Origin of the sequence: Sphingobium sp. JS3065 (assembly GCF_026427355.1) — a bacterium.
Taxonomy (GTDB): Bacteria; Pseudomonadota; Alphaproteobacteria; order Sphingomonadales; family Sphingomonadaceae; genus Sphingobium.
The window spans coordinates 543,423-557,577 of record NZ_CP102665.1; the positions used below are offsets into that span (position 1 = coordinate 543,423).

16 protein-coding genes and 1 tRNA gene are annotated in these 14,155 nt (G+C 66.3%); 14 read left to right on the plus strand and 3 right to left on the minus strand.

Annotated features, from left to right (window positions below; all coding sequences use genetic code 11):
* Nucleotides 1–96: 96 nt before the first annotated feature.
* The 8 genes from NUH86_RS19815 (at nt 97) to NUH86_RS19850 (ending at nt 6,899) form a co-directional block, all read left to right on the plus strand.
* Nucleotides 97–1,092 carry an aspartate carbamoyltransferase catalytic subunit gene (locus NUH86_RS19815; protein ID WP_267252234.1) on the plus strand — a complete coding sequence of 332 codons (996 nt, stop codon included), beginning with the start codon at nt 97–99 and terminating at the stop codon, nt 1,090–1,092.
* Nucleotides 1,093–1,207: 115 nt separating this feature from the next.
* Entirely contained in the window at nt 1,208–2,428 is a 1,221-nt protein-coding gene (locus tag NUH86_RS19820; RefSeq protein WP_267252235.1) for a dihydroorotase, read from the plus strand.
* A gap of 168 nt (nt 2,429–2,596) precedes the next feature.
* A tRNA-Trp gene (locus NUH86_RS19825) sits at nt 2,597–2,672 on the plus strand.
* A 170-nt stretch (nt 2,673–2,842) separates the two neighbouring features.
* On the plus strand, nt 2,843–3,049 hold the full coding sequence (gene secE, locus NUH86_RS19830) for a preprotein translocase subunit SecE (protein ID WP_267252236.1): 207 nt from the start codon (nt 2,843–2,845) through the stop codon (nt 3,047–3,049).
* A gap of 33 nt (nt 3,050–3,082) precedes the next feature.
* Nucleotides 3,083–3,619 carry a transcription termination/antitermination protein NusG gene (nusG, locus tag NUH86_RS19835; protein ID WP_037451561.1) on the plus strand — a complete coding sequence of 179 codons (537 nt, stop codon included), beginning with the start codon at nt 3,083–3,085 and terminating at the stop codon, nt 3,617–3,619.
* A gap of 187 nt (nt 3,620–3,806) precedes the next feature.
* Nucleotides 3,807–4,238, plus strand: a complete 432-nt coding sequence (gene rplK / locus NUH86_RS19840; RefSeq protein WP_007709087.1) for a 50S ribosomal protein L11 — start codon at nt 3,807–3,809, stop codon at nt 4,236–4,238.
* Between the two features lie 4 nt (nt 4,239–4,242).
* Nucleotides 4,243–4,941 (plus strand): 50S ribosomal protein L1, encoded by a 699-nt coding sequence (rplA, locus tag NUH86_RS19845; protein WP_267252237.1) that lies wholly within the window; start codon nt 4,243–4,245, stop codon nt 4,939–4,941.
* A gap of 212 nt (nt 4,942–5,153) precedes the next feature.
* Nucleotides 5,154–6,899, plus strand: coding sequence for a DEAD/DEAH box helicase (locus NUH86_RS19850; RefSeq protein ID WP_267252238.1), 1,746 nt, complete (start codon nt 5,154–5,156; stop codon nt 6,897–6,899).
* Between the two features lie 44 nt (nt 6,900–6,943).
* Here the strand turns inward: NUH86_RS19850 and ybaL are convergent, their stop codons facing one another.
* From ybaL to NUH86_RS19865, 3 genes are read right to left on the minus strand one after another with little or no spacing between them, the layout of a single operon-like run.
* On the minus strand, nt 6,944–8,572 hold the full coding sequence (gene ybaL, locus NUH86_RS19855; protein WP_267252239.1) for a YbaL family putative K(+) efflux transporter: 1,629 nt from the start codon (nt 8,570–8,572) through the stop codon (nt 6,944–6,946).
* Between the two features lie 60 nt (nt 8,573–8,632).
* Nucleotides 8,633–8,773, minus strand: a complete 141-nt coding sequence (locus tag NUH86_RS19860) for a hypothetical protein (protein WP_267252240.1) — start codon at nt 8,771–8,773, stop codon at nt 8,633–8,635.
* A 56-nt stretch (nt 8,774–8,829) separates the two neighbouring features.
* Complete coding sequence (locus NUH86_RS19865; protein WP_267252241.1) at nt 8,830–9,228, minus strand: hypothetical protein; 399 nt, start codon at nt 9,226–9,228, stop codon at nt 8,830–8,832.
* Between the two features lie 188 nt (nt 9,229–9,416).
* On the opposite strand from NUH86_RS19865, the gene rplU reads away from it, so the two are divergent.
* The 6 genes from rplU to NUH86_RS19895 all read left to right on the plus strand — a co-directional run bounded on the left by rplU (nt 9,417) and on the right by NUH86_RS19895 (nt 14,150).
* On the plus strand, nt 9,417–9,713 hold the full coding sequence (rplU, locus tag NUH86_RS19870) for a 50S ribosomal protein L21 (protein ID WP_133654605.1): 297 nt from the start codon (nt 9,417–9,419) through the stop codon (nt 9,711–9,713).
* 30 nt (nt 9,714–9,743) lie between these two features.
* Nucleotides 9,744–10,013, plus strand: coding sequence for a 50S ribosomal protein L27 (rpmA, locus tag NUH86_RS19875; RefSeq protein ID WP_007683600.1), 270 nt, complete (start codon nt 9,744–9,746; stop codon nt 10,011–10,013).
* Nucleotides 10,014–10,284: 271 nt separating this feature from the next.
* Nucleotides 10,285–10,860 carry a GNAT family N-acetyltransferase gene (locus NUH86_RS19880; RefSeq protein ID WP_267252242.1) on the plus strand — a complete coding sequence of 192 codons (576 nt, stop codon included), beginning with the start codon at nt 10,285–10,287 and terminating at the stop codon, nt 10,858–10,860.
* A 112-nt stretch (nt 10,861–10,972) separates the two neighbouring features.
* Nucleotides 10,973–12,061 carry a GTPase ObgE gene (obgE, locus tag NUH86_RS19885; protein ID WP_267252243.1) on the plus strand — a complete coding sequence of 363 codons (1,089 nt, stop codon included), beginning with the start codon at nt 10,973–10,975 and terminating at the stop codon, nt 12,059–12,061.
* A 37-nt stretch (nt 12,062–12,098) separates the two neighbouring features.
* Nucleotides 12,099–13,229 carry a glutamate 5-kinase gene (proB, locus tag NUH86_RS19890; RefSeq protein ID WP_267252244.1) on the plus strand — a complete coding sequence of 377 codons (1,131 nt, stop codon included), beginning with the start codon at nt 12,099–12,101 and terminating at the stop codon, nt 13,227–13,229.
* A 3-nt stretch (nt 13,230–13,232) separates the two neighbouring features.
* Entirely contained in the window at nt 13,233–14,150 is a 918-nt protein-coding gene (locus NUH86_RS19895) for an NAD-dependent epimerase/dehydratase family protein (protein WP_267252245.1), read from the plus strand.
* The last annotated feature ends 5 nt before the right edge of the window (nt 14,151–14,155 follow it).

Genomic DNA, 14,155 nt, shown 5'->3' on the forward strand with positions numbered 1-14,155 from the left:
GTGCCGCCGAGGCACTCGGCGGCCCAGCGCCAACTTGATGGCGAGCCAGGGGAGCATACTTGCCCTCTCCCCCACCCTCGCCTAAAGGGTCAGTTCATGCCCGACATCATCGTTCCATCCGCCTCGCCTGACCTGAGTGGCCGGGCGTTGTTTCCGCATCGGCACCTGCTGTCCATCGCGGACCTCAAGCCCTGGGAAATCCGCTTCCTGCTCGACGAGGCGGAACATTGGGCGAAAAGCAACCGCAATGGCGCGCGCAAGCATGATGACCGGCTGGCGGGCATGACCCAGATCAACGCCTTCTTCGAGAATAGCACGCGCACTCTGCTGTCCTTCGAGATTGCGGGCAAGCGGCTGGGCGCGGACGTGGTCAACATGGCGGCGGCCACATCCAGCGTGAAGAAGGGCGAGACGCTGATCGACACCGCCATGACGCTGAACGCCATGGCCGCCGACGTCATCGTCATCCGTCACGCCAGTTCCGGCGCGGTGGCGCTGATCGCGGACAAGGTCGACTGCCCGGTGCTGAACGCGGGCGACGGCTGGCACCAGCACCCGACGCAGGCCCTGCTCGACGCGCTGACCATCCGGCGGCGCAAGGGCGGGTTCGAAGGGCTGGTCGTCGCGATCTGCGGCGACGTGCTGCACAGCCGGGTGGCGCGGTCGAACATGCTCTGCCTGGCCGCCCTGGGCGCGCAGGTGCGGGCGGTGGCGCCGCCGACGCTGATGCCGCCAGAGGTGGAGATGCTGGGCGCGACGCCCTACACCCGCATGGACGAGGGGCTGGAGGGCGCCGACGTGGTGATGATGCTGCGCCTCCAGAATGAGCGGATGGACGGGGCATTCATCCCCTCCCCCCGCGAATATCACATGCTCTACGGCCTGACCCCGGAACGGCTGGCCATCGCCAGGCCCGATGCGCTGGTGATGCACCCTGGTCCCATGAACCGGGGCGTCGAGATTTCGAGCGTGGTGGCGGACCATCCGGACCGCTCGGCCATCACCGAACAGGTGGAAATGGGGGTCGCGATCCGCATGGCCTGCCTCGACGTGCTGACCAGAGGCGCACGCGGCGTGGAGGGCTGGGCATGATGACCCATACCATCCCCACACACCCCGTCATCGTCCCCGCCTTCCCCGTCATCCCCGCGAAGGCGGGGATCCATCTCCCGCCCCATCCCGAAACGCAAGGCAGGGGGAACTCGCAATGAAGCTCGCCATCACCAACGGCAAACTGGCCGACCCGACAGGCAAAGACCTGACCCCCGGCATCATCCTGATAGAGGATGACCGCATCCTCGCCTCAGGCGATATCGCCGTGCCCCAGGACGCCGAAACCATCGACGCCGCCGGGCTGGTCGTCGCGCCCGGCCTGATCGACCTGGGCGTGTTCGCCACCGACAAGCCCGCCTTCCACTTCGGCGGCATCACCCGCGCCGCGCTGATGCCGGACCAGTCCTCCCCGCTGGACGACGCAGGCCTCATCCGTCAGGCCACTCGCGCCGGAAAACCCGATTTCTGGGTCCACCCCATCGCCGCCGCCACCCGGGGCCTCAAGGGCGCGGAACTGGCCGAAATCGGCATGATGCAGGCGGCGGGCGCCAAGGCCGTGGGCACCGGCCGCCAATGGATCGCGGATTCGGGCGTCATGATGCGCGTGTTGTCCTATGCCTCCGGCCTTGGCCTCACCGTCATCACCCACGCGGAGGATAGCGGCCTCGCGGGCAAGGCCGTCGCGACCAGCGGCGAGACGGCGACCCGCCTCGGCCTGCCCCACGCCCCGGCCTGCGCCGAAGCCATGGCCATCGCCCGCGACATCATGCTGGCCCGCGCCACCGGGGCGGCGATCCATTTCCGTCTGGTGACCACTAAAGCAGGCTTCGACCTGATCCGCGCCGCCAAGGCGGAGGGATTGCAGGTGACGTGCGGCATCAGCCCGGCCTATCTCTTCCTGTCCGACAATGCGGTGACGGATTTCCGCACCTTCGCCCGCCTCTCGCCCCCGCTGCGGTCGGAGGATGACCGGAAGGCCTCCATCGCGGCGGTGGCGGACGGCACGGTCGACGTCATCACCTCCAGCCACGACCCGCGCGGGCCAGAGGACAAGCGCCTGCCCTTCGCCGATGCCGCGCCGGGCATGGCGGGGGCGGAAACTTTGCTGGCCCTGTCGCTCAACCTGGTGCGGGATGGGCATGTGTCGCTCTGCCGCCTGATGACGCTGCTCAGCGCCAATCCGGCACGGATATTGGGCGTCGACGCGGGCGGCTTCGCGCCGGGCAGCGCGGCGGACCTGATCTTCGTCGACCCCGACGCGCCCTGGATCGTCGATTCGGAGAAAATGGCGGCCCAGGCCGGAAACACCCCCTTCCACCGCATGCCCGTGCAGGGCCGCGTGCGACGGATCATGAAGGGCGGAAATTTCCTCTAGAGTGATTTCAAGTGAAATGTTCCATTTCACGGCTCGGAAATCACGGCAAGCAAAGAAAACTGAAAGCATATTCCGATTCAATCCAATCGGAACATGCTCTCAGTTTCCCGCTTGCCCAACCCGGTCCGCCACGCTAAAGCGCCCTCCTTCGCTGGCCCCGGCCAGTGCAGGAGTGTAGCTCAGTTGGTAGAGCGTCGGTCTCCAAAACCGAATGCCGGGGGTTCGAGTCCCTCCACTCCTGCCAAGCGAACTGGCCGCGAAGCCTTGTATATACAGGGTTTCGCGGCTAAGTGCGCTGAACGAAGAATGGGTCGCGGAGCGCGGCCGCACCCCCGGACGCCAAACAGGGCGGGATCGGGAGGGCGGACTGTTGCTTCGCGCTTTGGTGTTGTTTTGAAGGGTTTGGTGCGGGCGATGGCGAAGGTTTCTCCGGGCGAATTCGTCAATCAGGTGCAGACCGAGGGGAAGAAGATCGTGTGGCCCACCGGCCGCGAAACGATCATGACCGGCGTGATGGTCGTCATCATGACCTCTCTGCTGGGCCTGTTCTTCTTCGGCATCGACACCTTCTTCGGTGCGATCGTGCAATGGCTGCTGGCCTTTGCGGCCGGTCAGGCCTGATGATTTTGATTGGCGGGAGTTTGAGACGGTAACATGGCGCGCTGGTACATCATCCACGCCTATTCGGGCTTCGAGAACAAGGTCAAGGAATCGATCCTGTCCGAAGCCGAGCGCATGGGCCTCTCCCAACTGGTCGAGCAGGTGGAAGTCCCCACCGAGACCGTGACAGAGGTGAAGCGCGGCAAGAAGGTGCAGGTCGAGCGCAAGTTCATGCCCGGCTATGTCCTGGCCAAGCTGGCGATGAACGACGACATCTATCACCTGGTCAAGAACACGCCCAAGGTGACGGGTTTCCTGGGTTCCTCCGGCAAGCCGCAGGCGATCAGCGAGGCGGACGCCGCCCGCTATTTCGGCGCCCAGAAGGAAGCGGAGGCCGCGCCCAAGCACAAGGTCAGCGTCGATTACGAGATCGGCGACAGCGTCAAGGTGCTGGACGGCCCCTTCGCCAGCTTCAACGGCACGGTCGAGGAACTGGATTTCGAAAAGAACCGGGTCAAGGTGTCCGTGTCGATCTTCGGCCGCGCCACCCCGGTCGAACTGGACTTCGAACAGGTCGAACTGTCGAAGTAAGAATTCCCTCTCCCGCAAGCGGGAGAGGGCAGCGAGACTTACCGAGCCGCAAGGCGAGGTTAGTCGCAGCGGGAGAGGGCAAACCCCGTCTCCAAATCATGCGGGAGGCGTCCTTCGGGTCGCCGTCTGACCGCTAAACTTGAACCGGGCGCGTCTTCGGACACGTCCAGCAACAGAGTGAGTGACAATGGCCAAGAAGATTACGGGCTATATCAAGCTCCAGGTGCCCGCTGGAGCCGCCAACCCCTCGCCGCCGATCGGTCCGGCGCTGGGTCAGCGCGGTGTGAACATCATGGAATTCTGCAAGGCGTTCAACGCCTCGACGGAAAAGATGGAAAAGGGCACCCCGCTGCCGACCATCATCACCGTCTATGCGGACCGTTCTTTCAGCTTCGTCACGAAGCAGCCGCCCGCCACCTATCTGATCAAGAAGGCCGTCAACCTGAAGTCGGGTTCCAAGGAACCGGGCAAGGTCGTCGCCGGCAAGATCACCCGCGCCCAGCTCGCCGAAATCGCGCAGGCCAAGATGGTTGACCTGAACGCGAACGACATCGACGCGGCGACGAAGATCATCGAAGGCTCCGCCCGCGCGATGGGCCTCGAAGTGGTGGAGGGCTAAGAGCATGGCAAAGCTGACGAAGAAGGCGAAGGCCCTGGCCGCTGCCGTTGACAAGGAAAAGCTGCACGGCGTCGATGAGGCGCTGGGCCTGATCAAGACCCACGCGACCGCCAAGTTCGACGAAAGCGTCGAAATCGCGATCAACCTGGGCGTCGATCCGCGTCACGCCGACCAGATGGTCCGTGGCGTCGTCACCCTGCCCGCGGGCACCGGCAAGGACGTCCGCGTCGCCGTGTTCGCCCGTGGCGACAAGGCTGACGCCGCGACCGCCGCCGGCGCCGACATTGTGGGCGCCGAAGACCTGCTGGAATCGATCCAGGCTGGCAATATCGACTTCCAGCGCGTGATCGCGACCCCCGACATGATGGGTCTGGTCGGCCGTCTGGGCAAGGTTCTGGGTCCGAAGGGCCTGATGCCGAACCCGAAGCTGGGCACCGTGACGCCGAACGTCGCCGAAGCGGTCAAGGCCGCCAAGGGCGGTCAGATCGAATTCCGCGTCGAAAAGGCGGGCATCATCCACGCTGGCCTGGGCAAGGCAAGCTTCAGCCAGGCCGATCTGCGCAAGAATTTCGACGCTTTCGTCGACGCGATCGTCAAGGCGAAGCCGTCGGGTTCGAAGGGCAAATATGTCCGCAAGATCGCCCTGTCCTCCTCGATGGGTCCGGGCGTGAAGGTCGACGTGGCGGAAGTCGCCTCGGTCTGATCCCTTAGCGGATAAGCAATAAAGGGGCCGCCTTCCCTCTTTGCGGGGGAAGGCGGCCTTCTTGTTTGGATAGTTTCCCACCCTCCCCCCCGGAACGGTGTGAACTTCGGGGTGCGTGACCTTGCACCCCGGCTCCGGCAACGGCCGTAGCGCATCAGGTCTCTCAGTATCCGTCGGGAATGGCGGGTCGCCTTTTACCGATGGAAAACATAATGTCTTTCGAACACCTCCCTCCCCTCCTCTCCGACGCGCTGACGCGAAAGGGCTATGAAAAGCTGACCCCGGTGCAGGCCGAAGTCACCCAGCCCGAAGCCGAAGGCCGCGACCTCATCGTGTCCGCGCAGACCGGCTCCGGCAAGACGGTCGCCTTCGGTCTCGCCATGGCGGGCGAACTGCTGGGCGAACAAAGCCGCCTGCCGCAAGCAGGCAAGCCTCTTGCGCTCGCCATCGCGCCGACCCGCGAACTGGCGTTGCAGGTCAGCCGCGAACTGGAATGGCTCTATGGCGAGGCCCGCGCCCGCATCGCAACTTGCGTGGGCGGCATGGACGCCTCCAAGGAACGCCGGGCGCTCAGCCATGGCGCGCACATCGTCGTCGGCACGCCGGGCCGCCTGCGCGACCATCTGGAACGCGGGGCGCTGGACCTCTCCGGCCTCAAGACCGTCGTGCTGGATGAAGCCGACGAAATGCTCGACATGGGCTTCCGCGAGGATCTGGAGGAGATACTCGACGGCGCGCCGCAGGAACGGCGCACCCTGCTCTTCTCCGCCACCATGCCCAAGCCGATCGTGGCGCTCGCCAAGCGTTACCAGAAGGATGCGCTGCGCATCTCCACCGTCAGCGACGAGCGTGGCCATGGCGACATCAGCTACCAGGCCCTGACCGTCGCCCCCGCCGACATCGAAAATGCCGTGGTCAACCTGCTACGCTATCATGAGGCGGAGACGGCGATCCTGTTCTGCGCGACCCGCGACAATGTGCGCCACCTGCACGCCAGCCTGACCGAGCGCGGCTTCGCTGCGGTGGCGCTGTCGGGCGAGCATAGCCAGAATGAGCGCAACCACGCGCTTCAGGCGCTGCGCGACCGCCGGGCGCGGGTGTGCGTGGCGACCGACGTGGCGGCCCGCGGCATCGACCTGCCCAACCTCAGCCTCGTCGTCCATGTCGAACTGCCCCGCGATGCGGAAACGATGCAGCACCGCTCCGGCCGCACCGGCCGCGCTGGCAAGAAGGGGACGGCCGTGCTGATCGTCCCCTACCCCCGCCGCCGCCGGGTCGAATCCATGCTGCGCGGTGCGAAGATCCCGGTCGAATGGGGCACCCCGCCCAGCAGGGAAGCGATCCAGGAACAGGATAATGCCCGCCTGCGCGAAAAGCTGATGGATCGGGCCGAACTGGACGAGCAGGACTGGGCGCTGGGCGCCGAACTGCTGGAAGCGAAGTCCGCCAAGGAAATCGCCGCGATGCTGGTGAAGAGCGCCCGCGCCGCCCTGCCCGCGCCGGAGGAACTGCTGGACGCCAGCGAGGCGCCGCAGCGCCGCGACGGGCCGCGTCCGGGTTTCGAGGACACGGTCTGGTTCCGCATGGACATCGGCCGCCGCCAGAACGCCGATCCGCGCTGGATATTGCCGTTGATCTGCCGCCGCGGCCATGTGTCGCGGCAGGATATCGGCGCGATCCGCATCGCCGCCAATGAGACGATGTTCGAAATTCCCAGCGCCATCGCCTCGCGCTTCGTCAGCGCATTGAAGCGGACCGGAGAAGCCAGCGACGAGGGCGCGGATGTCGGCTTCGAGCAGGTCGAGGGCGCGCCACGCGAAGCCGCTCGCGAGAACCGCCGCGAAGGACCGCGGGGCAAGGGCCGTCCCAATGGCGATCGCGGTCCCCGCCCGCCCGCGCACAGCCCGCGCCCGTTCAAGGGCGGCCCCAACCGGGCCGGCCCCCGCAAGCCTCGCTGACATGGGAGGGCCGCTCCTGGACGGAGCGGCCCTTCTTTACGCGCCTATCCCGCCCCGCATAAGGCCAGCATCTTCGCCGCCAGTTCGCGTTCGCCCATCACGACATGGGGCACGCCCAATCCCTCCAGATGCGCGACCTCCGCGTCCGAATGCGCCCGGGCGATGACCTGGAGATCGGGGTTCAAATGGCGCGCATGTTCATGAATGGCCCCGCCTTCGAACCCCTCCGGCACCGCGATCAGCATGCGGCGCGCCTCGCAGATGCCGGCGGCGAGCAGGTGGCGGTCCTCCAACGCGCTGCCGCGCACGACCGACAGGCCCGCCTCCTCGGCTTCATCTGCGCGATCGGGATCGGTCTCCATCACCACGAAATGCGCCTTGCGTTCGGCAAGACGCTGCCCGATCAGCTTGCCCACCCGGCCATAGCCGACCAGGATGACATGGCCCATGCGCGGCTGTTCCGGCAGCTTTTCCGCTTCCTCCCGCTTGTTGCTCCGCACGATCAGGGAGAAGATCAGCGGATTGAGGAAGATCGACACGATCGCCCCCGCCAGAATCAGGTCGCGCGCTTCGGCGGGCAGGACGCCCAGTCCCGTGCCCAATGAGGCGAGGATGAAGGAAAATTCGCCGATCTGCGCCAGGCTGGCCGCGATGGTCAGCGCCGTGTCGCCGGGATGGCCGAAGGCGCGAACGATGGCGAAGGCGGCGATGGACTTGCCGACGATGATGATCGCCACCGTGGCCAGCAGGGGAAGCGGCTGATCGACCAGCACCGACGGGTTGAACAGCATGCCGACGGAAACGAAGAAAAGCACCGCGAAGGCATCCCGCAGGGGCAGCGTTTCCTCCGTGGCGCGGCGGCTCAAGGGCGTTTCGCCCAGGATCATGCCCGCGAAGAAGGCGCCCAGCGCGAAGGATACGTCGAACGCCACCGCCGCGCCGAAGGCCACGCCCAGCGCGATGGCCAGGACGGCAAGGCGGAACAGCTCCCGCGATCCGCTATGGACGACCCAATGCAGCGCCCAGGGAATGACCCGCCGCCCGACGATGAGCATCAGCGCGACGAAGCCCGCGACCTTGAGCGAGGTGCCCAGCAGCGGTGCGAGCAAGGCACCGGCATTGGCCCCGCCCGCCGCGTCGGCATTGTTCATCACACCGGCCAGCGCGGGCAGCAGCACCAGCGCCAGCACCATCACCAGATCCTCCACGATCAGCCAGCCGACCGCGATCCGGCCCCGGCGGGTATCCACCAGATTCGCCCCCTGCAAGGCGCGCAGCAGGACGACCGTGCTGGCGACCGACAGCGCAAGGCCGAAGGCCAACCCGCCCAACAGCGGCCAGCCCATATAATGCGCCAGCCCCATGCCCATCAGGGTCGCCACAGCGATCTGGCCAATCGCGCCGGGCACCGCGATATTCTTCACCGACAACAGGTCGCGCAGCGAAAAATGCAGGCCGACACCGAACATCAGCAATATGACGCCGATTTCCGCCAGTTCATTGGCCAACCCGGCATCGGCCACGAAGCCGGGCGTGAAGGGACCGACGATGATCCCGGCGACCAGATAGCCGACCAGCGGCGACAATTTCAGGCGATGGGCGATGGCGCCCATGATGAAGGCGACGACAAGGCCCGCTACGATCGTTCCGATCAGGGGCGTGTGATGGGGCATGCAGTATCTTTCCCTGGCCGCCGGTGGGAACGCACCCTCCACCGGCGGCTTATCATATTTTCATTCAGCCACAGCCAGCATGGCCGCCGACAGCAGCGCGCCAGCCGCGCCCAGTCCCGCCAGCACGGCGGGCATGAACCACCGGGGCGGGCGCCGCCGGGACGAACCGGGGTCGCGCCGACGCGATCTTCCGCGAGTCATGAGGAGGCTCCTTCTTTCCTGACGGCGGCCGCAAGGGGCCGCCAGAGAGCGATGCGTCAGGAAAAGGCGGGCGGCGCGCGAGCGCGCGGACGGGAAAGCAGGTGGAATGCAATCGGGGAAGGGAAGGAAGGAGCGAATCGGATCGGCTGGACCCGCAGGACAGCCGCCAGCGGCATCAGCGCCGCGGGCAACAGCCAGATCGCGGGGGCCATCAGCCGCGTCCGCCCATCGCCATCCGGCTCCGTCACTCGCAAGAGGACCGGATCCGCGTGGGCGCGGGCCTTCAGCACGACGCTGGTGGTCGCGGGGTTGAAGGCGGAGCCGGTGAGCCTGCTGGATGGCGGCCCCAGGGGCGCGAGCGCGCTGAGAAGCGCGACGCCGAGCGACAGCCACAAAGACAGGATGAAGAGCAGGCCGCCCGGCCCGGCTTCATTCCTGTATGGCGTCGGCGTCATGTGCGGTGATATCCCTTCCGCAACGCAAGATAGGAACGGACAGGCCGAAAAACCAGCCCCGAAAGCGGCCCTTGCCGGTTGACATCGCCGAGTCATTCCAGTAGCGGGCCACATTCCCGCGCGGGTCCAACAGGGCATTGTCCCTCGACGATCTGCGTAAAGCAGATTTGAACAAGAAGAGAAGAGCCATGTTCGCAGTCGTGCGCACGGGCGGCAAGCAATATCGCGTCGCCGCCGGAGACAAGATCGTCGTCGAGAAGCTGGCCGGAGAGGCTGGCGACAAGGTGACCCTGGATGACGTCCTGTTCGCTGGCGAAGGCAGCGACGTGAAGGACGCGGCCAAGCTGACCGTCGCCGCCGAAATCATCGCGCAGGCGAAGGGCGAGAAGGTCATCGTTTTCAAGAAGCGCCGCCGGCACAACTACCGTCGCCGCAACGGCCACCGCCAGAATCACACGATCCTCAAGATCGTGTCGATCGCCTGAGCCGCAGCAAAGTCACGAGGAGTTTGAGTCATGGCACATAAGAAAGCTGGCGGTTCGTCGCGCAACGGTCGCGATTCGGAATCGAAGCGCCTTGGCGTGAAGAAGTTCGGCGGTCAGGAAGTGATCGGCGGCAACATCATCATTCGCCAGCGCGGCACCCGCGTCTATCCGGGCCGCAATGTCGGCATGGGCAAGGACCATACGCTGTTCGCCCTGGGCGAAGGCCGCGTGGTATTCCACACCGGCAAGCTCGGCCGCAAATATGTGTCGGTCGACGCGATGGCCGAAGCAGCCGAATAACGGACGATCGATGACGGATCGTCCCACGCAATCGGGGCGATCCTCCTGGCGGAACGGCTTACAGGCCACCGCCAGAGTTCGAGGGAAACAAGGGGCGCCCCATCCGGGAGCGCCCCTTTTTCATTTCAAAGTGCGTCTCCCCCGACATTTCCCTCAAGCTGCTGGAACCGCTCGCTTTCTCATGCGTCACGCAGGCGGAGTCCAGCAGAGAAGACCGTCGTCAAGCCGTAACTTTCCGCGGCCATTGACGAGGGAAAACAGGAGACTTTCGATGTTCGCCCGTACCCCCCGCCTGCTGCTGCGGCCCGGCTGGATGGAAGATGCGCCGGCCCTTGCCGAAGCGATCGGCGATCCTTCGGTCCTGCGTAACCTGACCCGCGCGCCGGCCCCCTATGGTCAGGCCGATGCCCGGACCTTTCTGGCCCTACCGCAGGATTCGCGCCTGCCGCGCCTGCTGGCCTTCAGCCGCACCAAGGGCGCGCCGCGCCTGGTGGGCGGCTGCGACATCCACCTGGCCGAAGATGGCGCGGCGGAACTGGGCTATTGGATTGCCCGCCCCTATTGGGGCCTGGGCTTCGCGACGGAGGCCGCACAGGCCGTCATGGACATGGCGCGGGCGTCCGGGGTCCGCAATGTCCGCGCCGCCCATTTCGCCGACAATCCGGCATCGGGCAACGTGCTGCGCAAGATCGGCTTCCGCCCCACCGGACGGATCGAGAAGCGCTTCAGCCTGGGCCGGGGCGCGGCGGCGGACTGCCTGGTCTTCGAGGAAGGCGAGGCCGCCCGCATGATGGCGGATTCGTCCATCCACCTTTACGCGGATTCGCAGCCCGCGCTGGCGGCCTGACCATCACGGGCGGGAAGCGGATCGCTCCGTTTCCCGCCCATTCCTGAAAGTCCCGCCAATCACCGTCCAACTGCGGGTTTAATTCCGCCGCATAAACCGCTATGGGCGCGCGATGCATTTTCTGGATCAAGCGAAGATTTTCATCAAGTCCGGCTGGGGCGGTCCCGGCGCGGTCAGCTTCCGGCGCGAAAAATATGTCGAATATGGCGGCCCGGACGGCGGCAATGGCGGCAAGGGCGGCGACATCATCTTCGAAGCGGTGGCGGGGCTGAACACGCTGATCGATTTTCGCTACACCCAGCATTTCAAGGCCCAGCGCGGCATGCCCGGCGCGGGCAAGAACCGCTATGGCGCGGGCGGCGATGACCTGGTCATCAAGGTGCCTGTGGGCACGCAGATCCTGTCCGATCCCACGCCCATAGAGGGTTCGGAGGATGAGGACGGCACCATGGAATATGAGCAGGAGCTGCTGGCCGACTTCACGGAGGTAGGGCAGCGCATCATGCTGCTGCGCGGCGGCGACGGCGGACGCGGCAACCTATCCTACAAGACCAGCACCAACCGCGCCCCGCGCCAGCATGGCACGGGCTGGCCGGGGCAGGAAATGTGGGTGTGGCTGCGGCTGAAGCTGCTGGCCGATGTCGGCCTTGTCGGCATGCCCAATGCGGGCAAGTCCACCTTCATCAATCAGGTCACCAATACCAAGGCGAAGGTCGGGGCCTATGCCTTCACCACCACCAAGCCGCAGCTTGGCGTGGTGCTGCACCGCGACCGGGAATTCGTGCTGGCCGACATTCCCGGCCTGATCGAGGGCGCGGCGGAGGGCGCGGGGATCGGCGACCGCTTCCTGGGCCATATCGAGCGGTGCCGGGTGCTGCTGCACCTGATCGACGCGACCGGCGACGATCCGGTCGAACAGTTCCGCATCGTGCAGGACGAACTGGCGGCCTATGGCGGCGGGCTGGATGAAAAGCCGCAGATCGTGGCCCTGAACAAGGGCGACCTGCTGGGGCAGGAATTGATGGAAGATATCGCCGCGCAGCTTCGGGACGAGGCGAACGTGGATGTGTTCATCATCTCGGGCGCGACGGGCGAAGGCGTACAGGCGCTGATGGACGCGGTGCTACCGCTGCTGGACCAGCCCGGCGAGGATGTTGAGGATGATGGAGAGGACGGCGAAGCCACATGGTCCCCCCTCTAAAGTCCCCCTCCCCGGAAGGGAGGGGAGGCACAAGTAGATGACCGCTTCCCTCTCCGGCTTTCCCCCTTCCCAAATCCGCCGTCTGGTCATCAAGATCGGCTCCGCGCTGCTGGTCGATCCGCAGGGACAGGTGCGCGAAGCCTGGCTGCGCACGCTGGTCGCGGACGTCGCGGCGCGCAAAAAGGCGGGACAGCAGATCATCATCGTATCCTCCGGCGCCATCGCATTGGGAGCGCGGCGGTTGAAGCTGCCCAAGGGCGGTCGCGGCTCGCTGGAGGACGCACAGGCGGCGGCGGCCACGGGGCAGATCGCGCTCTCCCAATGCTGGGCGAGCCTGCTGCATGAAGAGGGCATCACCGCCGCGCAGATGCTGGTGACGCTGGACGATCTGGAAAATCGCCGCCGCTATCTCAACGCCTCCGCCACGCTGGAGCGGCTGATGGCGCTCGGCGTCGTGCCGGTGGTCAATGAGAATGACAGCGTCGCCACGGCGGAAATCCGCTTCGGCGATAATGACCGGCTGGCGGCGCGCATCGGACAGGCGGCACGGGCTGACGCAGTTGTGCTGCTGTCGGACGTCGACGGGCTTTACACCGCCAACCCGCATGTCGATGCGAACGCCATGCTGATAGAGACAATCGAGCGCATCGATGCGCGAATCGCCGGGATGGCGGACGGCGGCTCCGCTTCGGGCATGGGATCGGGGGGCATGACCTCCAAGATCGAGGCGGCGCGCATCGCCACGGGGGCGGGCGCGCATCTGGCGATCATCTCCGGCAAGGTGGATTCGCCGCTGTCGCATTGGAGCGATGGCGGGAAGGGATCGATCTTCCTCGCCGCGCAGGCCAAGGGGGCGCGCAAGGGCTGGCTGGCCGGCCGCCTGACGGTGCGCGGGCGCATCGTGGTGGATGCGGGTGCGGAGGCTGCCCTGGGGCGCGGCAATAGCCTGCTGCCCGCGGGCGTGGCGGGGATCGAGGGCATCTTCGCCCGCGGCGATGTGGTCGACATCCTGGCGGAAGACGGACGGGTGATCGCCCGCGGCCTCATCGAATATGACAGCGAGGAAGCGGCGCGCATCGCGGGCAAGCGGAGCGAGGATATCGCAACGCTGCTGGGGCACCTGCCCCGCTCTGTGCTGGTCCACCGCGACCATATGGCGATGGTCTGATCCATGTCCCTGCGCATCGCCATGACGGGCGCGACGGGTTTCGTCGGCGCCGAGACATTGAATCAGGCCCTGGCGGCGGGACATCATGTGTCCGCCATCACTCGCCGGGCGCAACCGCCCCGCGCACATCTGAAATGGGTGCCCGGCGCGCTGGAGGACAGGGCGGCGCTCAATACGCTGGTGCGCGACGCCGATGTGGTGATCCATATCGCGGGCGTGGTGAACGCGCCGGACCGCGATGGTTTCGAGACCGGCAACGCGCGGGGCACCATGGCGGTGGTCGACGCCATGCGGCAACGCGGCGTCAGGCGGCTGATCCATGTCTCCTCCCTCTCGGCGCGGGAGCCGGGGCTGTCCGACTATGGCTGGTCCAAGGAACTGGCGGAACGGCATGTGAAGGCGAGCGGCCTTGACTGGACCATCATACGCCCGCCCGCCATCTACGGGCCGGGCGACCGGGAGATGCTGGAACTGTTCCGCATGGCCAGGCGCGGGATCATGCTGATGCCGCCGGGCGGACGGCTGTCGGTGATAGAGGTGAGCGATCTGGCACGGCTGTTCCTGACGCTGGCGGTCGAGAAGGATATGAAGAGCCTGACCCATGTCTATGAGGTGGATGACGGCACGCCGGGCGGCTGGGACCATATGGACTTCGCGCAGGCGATCGGCCGGGCAGTGGGTCGCCCGGTGCGGACCTTCGCGACACCGGCCTGGGCGCTGGGTCTGGGCGCGCGGCTAGACCGGTTGGTGCGCGGCAGGAACGCCAAGCTGACGCCCGACCGGGTAAGCTATTTCTGCCATCCCGACTGGGTGGCCAAGAAACGCAAGCAGCCGCCGAAACGGCTATGGGCGCCAAGCGTGACGACCGAGCAAGGGTTGAAGGCGACGGTAGAGGCTTATCGCGCAAAAGGATGGCTGTAGCGCAC

What these genes read in the sequence shown, in the direction of transcription:
- NUH86_RS19895 (WP_267252245.1), top strand. Translation starts at nt 13,233, where the DNA reads ATGTCCCTGCGCATCGCCATGACGGGCGCGACGGGTTTCGTCGGCGCC.
- ybaL (WP_267252239.1), bottom strand. Translation starts at nt 8,572, where the DNA reads ATGCCCCATCACACGCCCCTGATCGGAACGATCGTAGCGGGCCTTGTC.
- NUH86_RS19860 (WP_267252240.1), bottom strand. Translation starts at nt 8,773, where the DNA reads ATGACTCGCGGAAGATCGCGTCGGCGCGACCCCGGTTCGTCCCGGCGG.
- NUH86_RS19815 (WP_267252234.1), top strand. Translation starts at nt 97, where the DNA reads ATGCCCGACATCATCGTTCCATCCGCCTCGCCTGACCTGAGTGGCCGG.
- NUH86_RS19880 (WP_267252242.1), top strand. Translation starts at nt 10,285, where the DNA reads ATGTTCGCCCGTACCCCCCGCCTGCTGCTGCGGCCCGGCTGGATGGAA.
- nusG (WP_037451561.1), top strand. Translation starts at nt 3,083, where the DNA reads ATGGCGCGCTGGTACATCATCCACGCCTATTCGGGCTTCGAGAACAAG.
- rplU (WP_133654605.1), top strand. Translation starts at nt 9,417, where the DNA reads ATGTTCGCAGTCGTGCGCACGGGCGGCAAGCAATATCGCGTCGCCGCC.
- rplK (WP_007709087.1), top strand. Translation starts at nt 3,807, where the DNA reads ATGGCCAAGAAGATTACGGGCTATATCAAGCTCCAGGTGCCCGCTGGA.
- NUH86_RS19865 (WP_267252241.1), bottom strand. Translation starts at nt 9,228, where the DNA reads ATGACGCCGACGCCATACAGGAATGAAGCCGGGCCGGGCGGCCTGCTC.
- proB (WP_267252244.1), top strand. Translation starts at nt 12,099, where the DNA reads ATGACCGCTTCCCTCTCCGGCTTTCCCCCTTCCCAAATCCGCCGTCTG.
- obgE (WP_267252243.1), top strand. Translation starts at nt 10,973, where the DNA reads ATGCATTTTCTGGATCAAGCGAAGATTTTCATCAAGTCCGGCTGGGGC.
- secE (WP_267252236.1), top strand. Translation starts at nt 2,843, where the DNA reads ATGGCGAAGGTTTCTCCGGGCGAATTCGTCAATCAGGTGCAGACCGAG.
- NUH86_RS19850 (WP_267252238.1), top strand. Translation starts at nt 5,154, where the DNA reads ATGTCTTTCGAACACCTCCCTCCCCTCCTCTCCGACGCGCTGACGCGA.
- rpmA (WP_007683600.1), top strand. Translation starts at nt 9,744, where the DNA reads ATGGCACATAAGAAAGCTGGCGGTTCGTCGCGCAACGGTCGCGATTCG.
- NUH86_RS19820 (WP_267252235.1), top strand. Translation starts at nt 1,208, where the DNA reads ATGAAGCTCGCCATCACCAACGGCAAACTGGCCGACCCGACAGGCAAA.
- rplA (WP_267252237.1), top strand. Translation starts at nt 4,243, where the DNA reads ATGGCAAAGCTGACGAAGAAGGCGAAGGCCCTGGCCGCTGCCGTTGAC.